Annotated in this window: 11 protein-coding genes and 7 pseudogenes; 8 read left to right on the plus strand and 10 right to left on the minus strand. The window is 59.0% G+C overall.

Translation table 11 applies throughout. The features are described from left to right. Positions 1 to 6: 6 nt before the first annotated feature. Positions 7 to 207, minus strand: a complete 201-nt coding sequence (locus WGT02_RS29990) for a hypothetical protein (RefSeq protein ID WP_208245767.1) — start codon at positions 205 to 207, stop codon at positions 7 to 9. Positions 208 to 249: 42 nt separating this feature from the next. Between WGT02_RS29990 and WGT02_RS29995 the strand changes: the two genes are divergently transcribed. After that, complete coding sequence (locus tag WGT02_RS29995; RefSeq protein WP_208245769.1) at positions 250 to 390, plus strand: hypothetical protein; 141 nt, start codon at positions 250 to 252, stop codon at positions 388 to 390. A 144-nt stretch (positions 391 to 534) separates the two neighbouring features. On the opposite strand, the gene WGT02_RS30000 is transcribed toward WGT02_RS29995, so the two are convergent. The 3 genes and pseudogenes from WGT02_RS30000 to WGT02_RS30010 all read right to left on the minus strand — a co-directional run bounded on the left by WGT02_RS30000 (position 535) and on the right by WGT02_RS30010 (position 2,173). Next, positions 535 to 873: a DDE-type integrase/transposase/recombinase gene (locus WGT02_RS30000; RefSeq protein ID WP_375679689.1), complete on the minus strand. Its 339-nt coding sequence runs from the start codon at positions 871 to 873 to the stop codon at positions 535 to 537. After that, a pseudogene (locus tag WGT02_RS30005) lies at positions 827 to 1,237 on the minus strand (transposase); the annotation flags it as partial. The pseudogene WGT02_RS30005 and the gene WGT02_RS30000, both read right to left, overlap by 47 nt. Positions 1,238 to 1,309: 72 nt before the next feature. Next, positions 1,310 to 2,173, minus strand: coding sequence for a site-specific integrase (locus tag WGT02_RS30010; RefSeq protein WP_208245771.1), 864 nt, complete (start codon positions 2,171 to 2,173; stop codon positions 1,310 to 1,312). Positions 2,174 to 2,396: 223 nt separating this feature from the next. On the opposite strand from WGT02_RS30010, the gene WGT02_RS30015 reads away from it, so the two are divergent. After that, positions 2,397 to 3,353, plus strand: a complete 957-nt coding sequence (locus tag WGT02_RS30015; RefSeq protein WP_208245773.1) for a patatin-like phospholipase family protein — start codon at positions 2,397 to 2,399, stop codon at positions 3,351 to 3,353. A gap of 210 nt (positions 3,354 to 3,563) precedes the next feature. On the opposite strand, the gene WGT02_RS30020 is transcribed toward WGT02_RS30015, so the two are convergent. Both WGT02_RS30020 and istA read right to left on the minus strand, forming a co-directional pair. Beyond that, complete coding sequence (locus tag WGT02_RS30020) at positions 3,564 to 4,280, minus strand: IS6 family transposase (protein ID WP_208245775.1); 717 nt, start codon at positions 4,278 to 4,280, stop codon at positions 3,564 to 3,566. 45 nt (positions 4,281 to 4,325) lie between these two features. Continuing rightward, positions 4,326 to 5,429: pseudogene (gene istA, locus WGT02_RS30025) on the minus strand (IS21 family transposase); the annotation flags it as partial. Positions 5,430 to 5,501: 72 nt separating this feature from the next. On the opposite strand from istA, the gene WGT02_RS30030 reads away from it, so the two are divergent. Beyond that, on the plus strand, positions 5,502 to 6,998 hold the full coding sequence (locus tag WGT02_RS30030) for a DDE-type integrase/transposase/recombinase (protein ID WP_208245018.1): 1,497 nt from the start codon (positions 5,502 to 5,504) through the stop codon (positions 6,996 to 6,998). A 113-nt stretch (positions 6,999 to 7,111) separates the two neighbouring features. Here WGT02_RS30030 and WGT02_RS30035 read toward each other — a convergent pair. Further along, positions 7,112 to 7,216: pseudogene (locus WGT02_RS30035) on the minus strand (transposase); the annotation flags it as partial. 2 nt (positions 7,217 to 7,218) lie between these two features. On the opposite strand from WGT02_RS30035, the pseudogene WGT02_RS30040 reads away from it, so the two are divergent. Next, positions 7,219 to 7,970 (plus strand): annotated as a pseudogene (locus tag WGT02_RS30040) (transposase); the annotation flags it as partial. Positions 7,971 to 8,161: 191 nt separating this feature from the next. Here WGT02_RS30040 and WGT02_RS30045 read toward each other — a convergent pair. The 3 genes and pseudogenes from WGT02_RS30045 to tnpB all read right to left on the minus strand — a co-directional run bounded on the left by WGT02_RS30045 (position 8,162) and on the right by tnpB (position 9,840). Further along, entirely contained in the window at positions 8,162 to 8,458 is a 297-nt protein-coding gene (locus WGT02_RS30045; protein WP_208245777.1) for a hypothetical protein, read from the minus strand. Positions 8,459 to 8,641: 183 nt separating this feature from the next. Continuing rightward, positions 8,642 to 9,616, minus strand: a pseudogene (locus WGT02_RS30050) (transposase). 71 nt (positions 9,617 to 9,687) lie between these two features. Continuing rightward, positions 9,688 to 9,840 carry a transposase gene (tnpB, locus tag WGT02_RS30055; protein ID WP_225040300.1) on the minus strand — a complete coding sequence of 51 codons (153 nt, stop codon included), beginning with the start codon at positions 9,838 to 9,840 and terminating at the stop codon, positions 9,688 to 9,690. Between the two features lie 80 nt (positions 9,841 to 9,920). Between tnpB and WGT02_RS30060 the strand changes: the two genes are divergently transcribed. The 4 genes and pseudogenes from WGT02_RS30060 to WGT02_RS30075 all read left to right on the plus strand — a co-directional run. Next, positions 9,921 to 10,139, plus strand: coding sequence for a DUF5372 family protein (locus WGT02_RS30060; protein WP_208245782.1), 219 nt, complete (start codon positions 9,921 to 9,923; stop codon positions 10,137 to 10,139). Between the two features lie 196 nt (positions 10,140 to 10,335). Further along, positions 10,336 to 10,797: a helix-turn-helix domain-containing protein gene (locus WGT02_RS30065; RefSeq protein ID WP_208245784.1), complete on the plus strand. Its 462-nt coding sequence runs from the start codon at positions 10,336 to 10,338 to the stop codon at positions 10,795 to 10,797. Between the two features lie 221 nt (positions 10,798 to 11,018). Beyond that, positions 11,019 to 11,408: pseudogene (locus WGT02_RS30070) on the plus strand (recombinase family protein); the annotation flags it as partial. 369 nt (positions 11,409 to 11,777) lie between these two features. Further along, a pseudogene (locus WGT02_RS30075) lies at positions 11,778 to 12,437 on the plus strand (recombinase family protein); the annotation flags it as partial. Positions 12,438 to 12,512 lie beyond the last annotated feature (75 nt).

Here is a 12,512-nt window from a genome sequence, read left to right on the forward strand (position 1 = left end):
CACCGCTTACCGTGCAACGACGCCGGACCAGTCGAAATTATCGAAGAATGCGATCGCGTCTCGAGCACTTTCATTGTGGATTTTTGCTATGATCGCGCCGAACGAATGGAGGTCGGAGAATTTAACGTTGGCCATCAATGCGGGGAAATCGCCGCCCTGCATGGCCGCCAGCACGTCTGACTTTGTTGGGGTGTTTCCCTGCTCCATTGCTGCATCCAAAGTTACGTCAATCGCAAGTTCGAGGTGGCCTTGATTGCCCTGCTGCCGAAGAAGCAACTCATTTCAAAAGGTATTCTCATTCAAGGACAAAGCCGATCTATTCTGCTGCCCTCAACCAGCCGCGGCGGGAAAGCGGATTTTGGCGGCGTCGCCCTCTTTATGAAACCATAGATCGCGGATTTTGGCATCGTCGCTTTCTGGGAGGGGATTCGCGTCCCGCACGCGGAAGGTGGTTGGTAGATTAACTGATGTGCCAAAGGCATCGTAAACTTAACGGATGAAAGGCCAGCGAAAGACGCCATCCGCAGATATCTCTCATGCTCGGGCAATTTTCGCCCACAGGCTCATCGCCGCCGTGCGCAGTTCGCGATGGTGGCCGGAGGAGATGTCGTGGCGCGGGATTTGAAATAGGTTGGCGATCGGATCATGGATGGAGACGAAGCGTTGTAGATGTCGCTGTGACTTGAAGCGCTTCATGATCCGCTCTCGCCGCCGGACTGGTTGGTGAGAATTCTCCGCCCGATTATTCAACCCTTTGTGGCAGCGATGCTCTACACTCGGCATGATCTCTCGCTTTGCTGCGCCGTAGGACTGCAGCTTGTCGGTGATCATCGCACGCGGCGACCGTCCCTGACCCTTCAAGAGCTTGCGCATCAGGCGCTTGGCGGCCTTTGCATTTCGGCGGCTTTGTACGAGAACCTCCAAGACGAAAACCGTCCTGATCAACTGCGCGCCACAGCCAATGCTTCTTGCCGCGGATTGAAACAACGGCTTCATCGAGATGCCACTTGTCCCCAAGCCGACCGGATGATCGACGACGGATCTCGTTGGCAAAGGTGCGGCCGAATTTCTCCGCCCACAGCCGGACGGTCTGGTGCGAGACAATGATCCCACGGGCAGCCAGCAAGTCCTCGACCATTCGCAGGCTCAGAGGGAAACGGAAATAGAGCCACACGGCGTGGGCAATAACTTCAGCGGGAAAGCGATGTCGACGATAGAGTGGATCACGGTCTGTCATGAACCTTCATCGCACATCGAATTCCACATTCCGTTAAGTTGACGATGCCCTTCGAAGGTGGGGCGCAACCGATTACGATTCCGGCGGCGTCACCTCCAGTCGTAACCGATCGAGCGGACTGGCCGTCGACCGGATCGTGTCGGTGGAGACCTGCGTATAGCGCGCTGTTGTCGAGAGGTGGGCGTGGCCGAGCAGGACCTGGATGATGCGGATATCGGTCCCGTTCTCAAGCAGGTGAGTGGCAAAGGAATGCCGCAGCGTATGGACGGTGACGTGCTTGGAAAGGCCCGCCGCCGCAACCGCCGAACGGCAGGCGGAATGCAGCACCCACGGCTCGATCGGCTTGTCAGGATCGCGCCCAGGAAACAGAATGTCCTTGGGCCGCGCCAAGCGCCAATAGCTGCGCAGGATCCCGAGCAGTTCCGGCGACAGTATGACGTAGCGGGCTTTGCCGCCTTTGCCACGCGTGATGTGGATCACCATCCTTGAGCTGTCGATAGCGGTGGCGCGAAGACCACAGACCTCCGAGACTCTGAGACCGGCGGCATAAGCCGTTGTCAAAGGCACCCGCGCCTTCAAGCTGGAGACGGCTTGCAGAAATCCGACCACCTCGTCGCTCGAAAGAACAACCGGCAACTGGCGAGGCTCGCGCGCATACGGAATATGCTCCGGGATCGTATTCTGGCCGAGCGTTACGCCATAGAGGAACCGGAGTGCGCAGACGATCTGGTTCAATCCGGACCAGGATATGCCCGTAGACACAGGGTGGACCTGGAAGGCGTGGACCTCGTCTAGGCCGAGCCGATCCGGCGATCGGCCAAAATGGCGGCTAAACTTTGCGACTGCATAAAGATAGGATTGCTGCGTGGCCGGAGAAAGATTGCGGACCGTCATGTCCTCGATCATCCGGCGACGCAGAGGGCTCATCTCGGCCATCTGGATCTCCTGTCTGAAGGGTGGGTTTGCAACACCCAAATCCTCTCAGACAGGAGGCATCTCTCAAAGCGGGCACCAACTGCCGCGACTAGCGGCTTAGTTCAATCTGCATCTTGCAGGCAGAGTCTTGCGATTAAATGCAAAGCGACACTAGTCTTCGACGAGCACCGCCGCTACTATCGCGGGCACGTAAGTTGACAAACTTGAAGAGAGTTGTGTTTTCATGTCGCTGGCTCCTAAAATCGCGATAGCCTGCCAAGGCGGGGGAAGCCATGCTGCGTTTGCAGCCGGTGTGCTGAGTGCGCTGCTGGCGCCTGAGTTTCGTGATCGTTATCAGCTTCTTGCCTTGAGTGGGACGTCGGGCGGGGCGATGTGCGCTGCGTTGGTGTGGTCTGGCTTGATCGGCGGAGGGGCGGACGAGGCACGGCGGCGCCTGATGGACTTTTGGCGCGACCTGGAGGTGCATGACATCCTTGATGCGGTGGCTAATTTCTGGGCAGTGTCGTCGGCACGCCTCCCGGTCAGCGCCGAGATCAGCCCTTACCTTTATAGTCCCGTGGCCGAGCCACGATTGCGCGACCTTCTCAGTCGTCACCTCGACCTCGCGTCGCTGCCGAGCGAGCCGCATCGTCGCGCGAGGCCAAAGCTCCTGATTGGGGCCACGGACATTACCCGCGGCCTCGGAGTGGCGTTTGAGGGTGAGAGATTGACTTATGATGAGCTGATCGCTTCGGCCGCGGTTCCTCCGCTCTTCCGTGCCGTTGAGGCCCACGGCACTCTCTTCTGGGATGGGCTCTTCAGCCGCAATCCGCCTGTGCGCGAATTCACCGAGTTGCCGGAGCGGCCAGACGAAATCTGGGTGGTGCAGATCAACCCGCAGCAGCGGCAACGCGAGCCACGGGCGATGCCAGAGATTATCGACCGCCGGAATGAGCTGTCTGGCAACCTGGCGCTCAGTCAGGAATTGTACTTCATTACGAAAATCAATGAGCTGCTTGCCGAGCATCCCTCACTCGGCGTACGCTACAAACCTATCAACATCCGAGTCATCGAACTCGAGGGCGACCTAGACTATCCCTCAAAGCTGGACCGCTCCAGACCAATGATCGAGCGCCTGCTGCTAGACGGTCAGGAACACGCAGCGGGTTTTTTTGACGGCCGATCTCTGTGGCCACACTAGCGAATAACGAGTTGTGCGGGCATCCATGTCGCTTTCTTCGAGGTGGAACGCCGGCAGCGTCGAGGTGGGCGCGCAGGTTTGTCAGGTCATCGAAGAGCATGGCGTCGCGGATGGCCCTGTCGAGCGCGGCCGCAGTCTCCGCCAATGTTTTCTGAGGGCACTGTAAAGTTATCAGCGGATTGATGCAGCGATAGCTGGCCGGGACGGCTGTCAGGCTGCGGCGACACACGCGATTTTGTTCCAGATTTGCATGGCGGCGTTACGCAGGTCTCGATGTTGAGCCGATGACAGCGTATTGCGGGGAAAGTGGAACAGGTTGGCAATCGGATCATGGATGGAAACGAACCGCTGAAGCTGGCATGCCGACTTGAAGCGTTTCATGGTCCTTTCGCGTCGTCGGGTCGGCTGGTGCGAATTTTCCGCTCGATTATTGAGGCCTTTGTGCGACCGGTGTTCGACACCGGGCATGAGGTCACGCCTGGCGGCATCATAGGACCGGAGCTTGTCGGTGATCATGACCCGTGGTGTCCGCCCTTGAGCCTTCAGCAACTTACGCATCAGACGCTTTGCCGCCTTGGCATTTCGGCGGCTTTGCACCAGTACGTCGAGGACGAAGCCGTCCTGATCGACCGCACGCCAGAGCCACTGCTTCTTGCCATTGATGGCCACCACACATTCGTCGAGATGCCATTTGTCGCCCAGGCAGCCGGCTGACCGTCGCTTGATCTCCCGGGCGAAATGCCGTCCGAATTTCTCCGCCCAGCTTCGAATGGTCTGATGCGTGACGATGATGCCGCGGGCCGCCAGCATGTCCTCAACCATGCGCAGGCTGAGCGGAAAGCGAAAGTAGAGCCATACCGCGTGCGCAATGATCTCAGCGGGAAAGCGGTGGCGACGATAAAGCGGATCACGAGCAACTTCTGACATGGCCCATGTACGCACATCTTCATCAGCCGTCGGTTAACTTTACGGTGCCTGAATGACGTGATGATAGTTGACGACTTGATCGTGCTTGCCACTCGCGTGGGCGCGGCCTCGGGGTAATGTCAGCAGATGCGTGCCGCCGATGAAGACGTCGAGGCGATCGTCGAACAGACGCACCCGCAGCCGGTGGCCAATCAGACGGGAAGGCACGGTGTAGAAGACCTTGCGCAAGGCGAAGCCGCCGGTGCTCGATACGGTGACGATGACCTCTTCGAAGTCGGTGGTGCGACGATCGGGAAGAGCTTGCAGATGCGTGCGCTCGGCATCGATGCGCTTGCCATGTGCGGCATTGCGGCGGCTGACGATCTCATCGATGAAGGCGCGATAGGATCCGAGGTCGCCAAAGTCCCTGGTTCCGCGCATCAGCAGAGCATCGCGGATCGCATTCTTGAGATGGCCGTGGGAACTTTCGATCGAGCCGTTCTCGTGCGCGACGCCCTTGTTGTTGCGCGTCGGCGTCATGCGATAATGGGCGCACAGTTCGTCGTAGCGATGCGTCAGATCGACCTTGGCGTCGGCATCGAGGTTGCGGAAGGCGGCCGATAAGCTGTCGCTGCGATGATAGAGCGGCGAACCGCCAACCGACCACAGGGCGTTCTGCAGCCCCTCGGCCAGAGCGACGAAGCTCTCTCCACCCAGGATGACATGGGCATGCTCGAAGCCCGACCAGACCAGCCGGAAGTGATAAAGCAGATGATCGAGCGATTGGCCGGCGATCGTCACGCCGAGGCTGCCCATGTCGGTAAAATCCGACAGTCCTAACCGACCGGGTTCGTGCATCTGACGGAAGATCACTTCCTGCTCCTGACCGTGAACAGCCCGCCATGATCGGATACGACGCTCAATCGTACGGCGAACACCTTCTGACAGCTCTGGATGACGCCGCAGCATCTCGTTGTAAACGGCGACCGCTCGGATGCCGGGCGCGGCCTTGAGGAGCGGAACAACCTCGGCGTCGAAGATGTGCTCAAGGGGATCGGGGCGACGCCGGTCGCGCGGCGGCTTGGTCTGCGATGGAAGACGCGCATCCTTCTCGATGCGGTAAGCCGTCGCCCGGCTGATCGACGCCTTGGCGGCGCATTGCCTCGCCAAAAATGCTCCTTGATTATTGGCCGTTGCCTCATCTGATTTGCTCCCAGCATTTGTGGGTGCGGAGCAAATCAGATGAGGCACATCAGCGTGACGACCAAGAAAGAATTGATTGCAGCTTTAGCAAAGCGCTACCTCCAAGGCAGCCGAGAGGAAAAATCGCGCATTCTCGATCAGTTCGTTGCGATCAGCGGCATGCACCGGAAACATGCGATGCGGTTACTCCGCGGCACACATAATCAAGTCGCGTCTCGACCACGTCCTCGGATCTATGACGAAGCCGCCCGCCAAGCGCTTATCGTGTTGTGGGAGTCGTCCGACCGTGTTTGTGGAAAGCGGCTAAAGGCGCTGCTCCCGACGCTGGTCATCTCCATGGAGCGGCACGGACACCTCAACCTGGATGACCGGGTTCGGGCTCTGTTATTGCAGATGAGCGCCGCGACGATTGATCGCGCTCTGAAAGACATTCGCGAAACAGCGGGCGGCCGGCGACGCCGGCATTCGGTGGCTTCGTCTGCGTTAAGGCGTAGCGTCCCCGTCCGGACATTCTCTGACTGGGATGATCCCGCGCCTGGGTTTGTTGAAGCAGATCTTGTCTCCCACTCCGGCCCCGTTGCGCGGGGCAGCTTCGTCCAAACGCTAGTCCTCACCGATATTGCCAGTGGCTGGACGGAATGTGCGCCTCTGCTTGTGCGTGAGCAGAAGCTTCTGACGGAAGTGTTGAGTGAGTTGCGGCGTCTGATGCCGTTTCCGCTGCTCGGCTTCGATACGGACAATGACAGCGTGTTCATCAACGAAACGATCAGGGATTACTGCCTTGATTCCAATATCGAGTTCACGCGTTGCCGTCCCTACCGCAAGAATGATCAGGCTTTCGTCGAGCAGAAGAATGGGTCGATCGTTCGCCGCATTGTTGGTTATCATCGCTATGAGGGGGTCGAGGCCGCTGCGACCCTGGCCGATCTATACCGATCGGTGCGCTTGTTCATAAACTTCTTTCAGCCATCCTTTAAGCTGCGGGAGAAGCGTCGCGATGGCGCGGTGGTCAAAAAGATCTATCATCCTCCTGCGACACCCTATCAGAGGCTCTTGGCAGATCCGAGAACACCGACCGAAGTCCGAAATCGGCTATCGCACATCGGCGATCAGTTGGATCCTGTGAAACTATTGCGCGATATTCGAACAGCGCAGCAGCGTCTTGTCGAGGTTGCCAGCAATGCCTCGCTGTCAACAGCCACGCCGGATATCGAAACGTTCTTGCAGAACCTGCGCCACGCCTGGACGGAAGGCGAAGTCCGTCCGACGGCCAAAGCGAAACCAAAACTGCGCCGAGAGCGACGTAGACCAGACCCGCTCATCCGCGTGACCGACGATCTCCGCTCTTGGTTTGAGGAGGAACCTTGGCGGACAGGCCGCGAGTTGCTCGAGCGGCTTCAAGAGCGTTATCCGAATGAGTACCCCGACGGACTCCTGCGAACAGTGCAACGGCGCGTCAAAGAGTGGCGTCGAAATAAAGCCCATGCCATGATCTTCGGCGCAAATTCCGAAACAGCTCAACTCTCCGCGACTTGAACGCTCGCAGCAGAAAGGAGCAATCTTGTGAGGCAATGATCAAGTGCATCAGGAACATTCACAGGCGAGGCAATACGAGTCTCACCTTGTTTGTCGCCGCGCATTCAGGCCCGCTTCGCCATCCGGGCGCGGTAGATGGCTCTCAACGCCGGTGCAACGGTCCTTCTATCCTTGTAGGATACGAACTCCAAAGGGTGCCGGATCAGGTGGACGATGCAGGCACTGCCGCGCGGCGAAGAAGCGGGGTCGGGTGATCGAGTATACCCGCGGTCGCTCGAAACGGGTTCAGCACTACCGCGCTCTGCTCAAGATCGCCCGGAACACCCTGGATTATCTGCAGCAGGCGGCGGCACAGTTGCCGCTGGCGGCGGGTCCGGCGGGCAAACTCTGGCAGGCCAGGTTCGCCACTATCAGCCACTGATCACGCAGATCATCGCCCAGACCGAGCGGCGGGTGCTGGCCGGCGAAGCGGTGCCGGCCGGCGAGAAGCTTGTCAGCCTGTTCGAACCGCATGCCGACATCATTGTCAGGGGCAGCCGCGACGTCGATTACGGACATAAGCTCAATCTGACCACCGGCAGGAGCGGACTGATCCTCGATCTCGTCATCGACCGGGCAATCCAGCCGACAGCGAGCGGCTCTTGCCCTTACTGGAGCGCCACATAGCCTTCTATGGCGAGGCGCCGCGGCAGGCGGCCGCCGACGGCGGCTATGCAAGTCGTGAATACCTGCGCCAGGCCAAGGCCTGGGGCGTACGCGACATGGCCTTCCACAAGAAGAGCGGCCTCAGGATCGAAGACATGGTCAGGAGCCGCTGGGTGCATCGAAAGCTCAGAAACTTCCGGGCCGGCATCTTGAAGCGGACCCTGGCCCGCTGCACCTGGCGCGGGCTTGACCACTTCAAGAGCTACGTCTGGTCCTCCGGTGGTCGCCTACAATCTCGCCCTCTTCGCCCGTCTCAGGCCGACCTGACGCCGGTCACCGCGCCGCGTTCAGGAACACGCCGCGAGCGCCGGCGGATGCCCCACGACCCGACCGCCGCCAAATTGCCCTTCGACCACAACCTGCAAGCCAAGTGCCATCACGCCTCCCGAAAAAAGACCGCTTCAGCGAGCAAACACCTCTAAAACCCTGCAAAACAGGCGTTTATGGACGTGCACTAGCTAGCGGTTGCGCTTTACCTCGTCGGCCATAGTGCGCTCGATCATTTCGGGATCGCATCGTTCGTCAATGAGAAACTGGCGGATCCCGCCCCGTCCCACGTCCCGTATGTCCGCGAGAAGCTCTTGGAGGCCCTCTACGCCATCGCCAGTCAAGCCTCTTGTGCCGTATTCGCTGCCGTCACGGACGTGGACCATTTCGCCTCGGCGATATTTGTCCGAGTTGCTGGTGACTTCCTCGAGCAGTTCGAGGTTCTCGCCGATCATGCCAGCGATCTCTTTAAGCGTGTAGATAATCATCCCGCTGCCGCGACCTTCTCCCGGCAAGCGGGGCGAAGAGATGAGCGGCGCTCTTCCAGTCCCCCGCGCCCCGCTTGCGGGGGATCGGGTCATGCTGAGGGGCAGCCTTATCCGTCGTTCTGCCTTATCCCCGAAACGCCGTGACCTCGATCTCGATCAGCATTTCCGGGTTCGAGCGGGCAATCAGGCAGCCTCGTGCAGGTCTTTTGCCGGCGCCCACTGCCACGCCAGCAGTCTTCAAGGCGATCCGTGGGATGATCTTGGATCCGGGTTAGGACGTCTGTGAGATAGACCTCCGGATTGAGGCCATGTTGTTTGGCCGTCTCGATGATCGTCAGGATATCCGCGATGCGCTCGCCGCCCTTGTCGGAGCCGGCGAAGAGCCAGCTTTTTCCGTATCGTCCGTGTGTATTCGGCCGACCGCGGCGATATGGGCTCTGATCAGCAAGATGAGGGGCGAGAGCAGAACGGACACACGACCAACCCAGTCCGCCATGACAGACCGGGAGATGTCTATTCCCAGGCGGTCGTACATCTCGGAGAGACGGTAGAGCGGGATGTGATCGTCGAACTTGGCGACCATGATATGCGCGAGCAACCCCGGACCTGGCTTGCCTCGTCCGATCGGCAAGGTCGGCATTTCGCCAGACACCGTCGTATCGCAGTCCTTGCAGACCATGCGCTTTTCGATATGGCGGACAATCTTTACGGACGCCGGTACGTGCTCCATCACCTGGACCACCTTGTCAGCCGCCTTCAGGAAAGATGTGCCACCACAAGTCGGACAATTGCAGGGTGCCGCGTAGACCAGCTCTTCAATTGGAAGGCCATCCGGCAGCGGTCTGCGCTTCGGCTTGTCCGGTTCGTCGTCTAACTCCGGCAAGGGGGAGTTCGCAGAGCGCGCATCGGCCTCAGCGCGAGAAGCCTCGATCTTCCTCCAGCATCAGCTCGAATTGCTCGATTTTGCGGTTCTATCTTTTCCGAAGAAGGGCCATGTTGTCGATGGCGCAGCAGTTCCAACTGCGCGCGCAGAAGACCGATAATGGAGTCGCGCTTGCTGACTTCGGCTTCTTGCGCGCTGAGTTTCGCCGCCTGTTCAGCGACGAGCGCGCGCAAAACAGATAGCTCGTCCTGACTGTGCAGCGGCGTTGTTTCCATGCCACAAAACGTAGCTGATTTGCGCGCGAATCGCCAGCAATTTGCCTGGAATTCCCTGTAAAATAAGGACCTTATCCCATTCGGCCAGGAGCGGAAGTCCACGCCGGTCGGCGCCAATCGATCCCCTCAACGAGCATGGAAAGCTGGGCCTGCGTCAGGTGCGCAACGCCTTCTTTCGCTGTTGGCCACGGAAAGTATCCGCGTTCCAAAACCTTGCACCTCACAAGCGAATGCAGCCTCTACCAACGCAGATACGCAGTTAGTACGGGTCACGCATCCGTTTCATCCTCTATTCCCACGGCAGTTGCCGTGTGTCGGCAAGCGCTACAACCGGCATGGTGAACGCCTTTTGCTGCAGACCGAGGATGCCACCGTTTGGTCGGTTCCCCCGCAATGGACTGATCTTGTGAGCCCGGATCCTGAAGTTGCCATGAGCAGCGGACGATCGCTCTTGCGTGTCGCCGACTTAATGGAATTGACCGGCCTGGTGGAGCGCCTTTCCAGCAAATCGGGCACGCGATGACGTGCCAGGATGTAAAGATAAATATGCCGCTTCTGTAAAGAGCGGATTATGCCGCAAAGGATGACATCCATGAAGGAATACGCTTGCAACCATGGCATAATGTCGGTGATAGACGATAAAGATCGCCTTGACGAGGCAGTAAAATGCGTCATAATGAAACTTACGATAATGTCGCTTCACGTCCTCGGAGCCATCGATGTCTGCGAAGTACGACAGCAAGCGCACAAAGACGGATGTCCTCATCGAAGAGGGCACGTTCAATCCAACCCCCGAGAAGGTGCGCGATCCAAAGTTTCGGGGCAGCGAGTTCTTCGATCCGCACGACGCCGTGCAGGTCAAATACGAGATGCTGCGTCGCGTCTCCATCGACAAGGTGTCGGTGACGGAGGCCTCCGACGAATATGGTGTTTCCAGGCCGACCTACTACCAGGCCAAGGCGAACTTCGACCTGACCGGGATTGCCGGACTGGTGCCGATAAAGCCGGGGCCCCGCGGTCCCCACAAGATCGACGACAAAGTCCTGGCATTTCTGCAGGCGCAGCTCGCCCCAGGCGAACCCGTTCGCGCCCGGGAACTGGCCAAGCTGCTCCGCCAGGAACTCGATATCGCACTACATCCCAGGACGATCGAGCGGGTATTAAAAAAAACGATCCGCTAGACGTTACCACGGGACCGGCATGTTCATTGCCTGACATCGCGGACCAGTACGAGGTGCTGCGCAGCGCAGCTCTCGGCGAAGTTCTGCCGCTCAAGGCCCGTAGCGGCCTCATGCTTTTTCTGCGCCGCGGCATGTGGGGATGGGCCCGCGCACGGCGAACTCAGCGCCGTCGTTCATGTCCTGGCGACCATCGCCATGAGCATCCACCAACGGAGAGCACCATGAATGTACACCTCAAAGTCCAGTCCCATCACCGTGAACGCAGCGCCTACCTCTACATCCGCCAATCTTCGATGCGGCAAGTCATCGACAATACCGAGAGCGCCATGCGCCAATATGCGCTTCGCGGCCGCGCTATCGCCCTGGGTTGGCGCGAGGAGCAGATTATCGTCATCGATAACGATCAAGGCGAATCCGGCGCATCGGCGGTCTGGCGTGAAGGATTTCAGCGCCTGGTCAGCGATGTCGGCATGGGGCATGCCGGGATCGTCATGGGCCTGGAGGTCTCCCGTCTGGCGCGCAACAATGCCGACTGGCAGCGTCTGCTCGAGATCTGCGCCCTTGCTGACACCCTGATCCTCGACGAGGACGGTGTCTACGAGCACACATCTTAATGCCCCAATTAGTTTTGGGGATGATCAACGGATAACCGTTACGGATCGGACGCATCCTCTCTATGGGCGCGACTTTGTTTTGGCGGCGGGACCAAGCAGCGTCGGGCCTTTTCGGCAACTTCTTGTCGTTTATCGCGATGATGTTTTCCTGAAGATTCCGATATCAGCCACCAATTTGTATCCATCGGCACCAGATGTGCCTTCAGCCAAGCTTTCGACTGCGAGCGTTCGCGATTTTATTCGCCTGGTCATCGGTGCAAAGGCGCAGGCGCCGCAAAGTTCCGACGATATGGCTGAGCATGATAGCCTGACGTCAGAAACCGAATCACCCCTATCGAAACCGCATGGTTCTCTGGAGGGCGAGCCATGATGTCGGATCTGATAACGACCCAACATTTGTGCCGAAAGGCCGTGATTTATATCCGGCAATCGACGCCACATCAGATGGTCAACAACCAGGAGAGCCTGCGGTTGCAATATGCATTGCATCAGCGTGCGGGGGATCTCGGCTGGGAAGACAACGATATCGAAGTGATCGACGCGGACCTTGGTCAGAGCGGCGCGGCGGCGGTTCACCGTACCGGCTTCAAAGATCTCCTCGCGCGCGTCACTCTGGGCGAAGTTGGCATCGTTCTCTCGTATGAAGTGACGCGGCTTGCCCGCAATTGTTCCGATTGGTATCCGCTCCTTGATCTATGCGGTTATCGGCAATGCCTCATCGGCGACCGCGATGGTGTTTACGACCCGGGTTCGGCCAACGGGCGCCTGTTGCTTGGCCTGAAGGGTACGATCTCGGAAGTCGAATTGCACACGCTTCGTGGCCGCCTGACGGCTGGTCTGCTCAGCAAGGCAGAACGGGGCGAGTTGGCGTTGCTGTTGCCAGCCGGATTGGAGCGGGACGCCAATGGTATCGTGATGAAGGATTCAAACCAGGAAGTGCAGGACCGGATTGCCCTGATATTCTCCGCATTTTGGGAGTTGGGCACTGTCGGAAAAGTGATCCGCTCCTTGCGGAATCGTGCTCTGCACCCTCAAATTCAAGCGCATCTTTCGCCGCTTCTCGTGACCTTTCGCGCGAGTTCTCCGAACGGAGACATTTGA

It is taken from the genome of Rhizobium sp. T1470 (assembly GCF_042140505.1).
Classification (GTDB): domain Bacteria; phylum Pseudomonadota; class Alphaproteobacteria; order Rhizobiales; family Rhizobiaceae; genus Rhizobium; species Rhizobium favelukesii.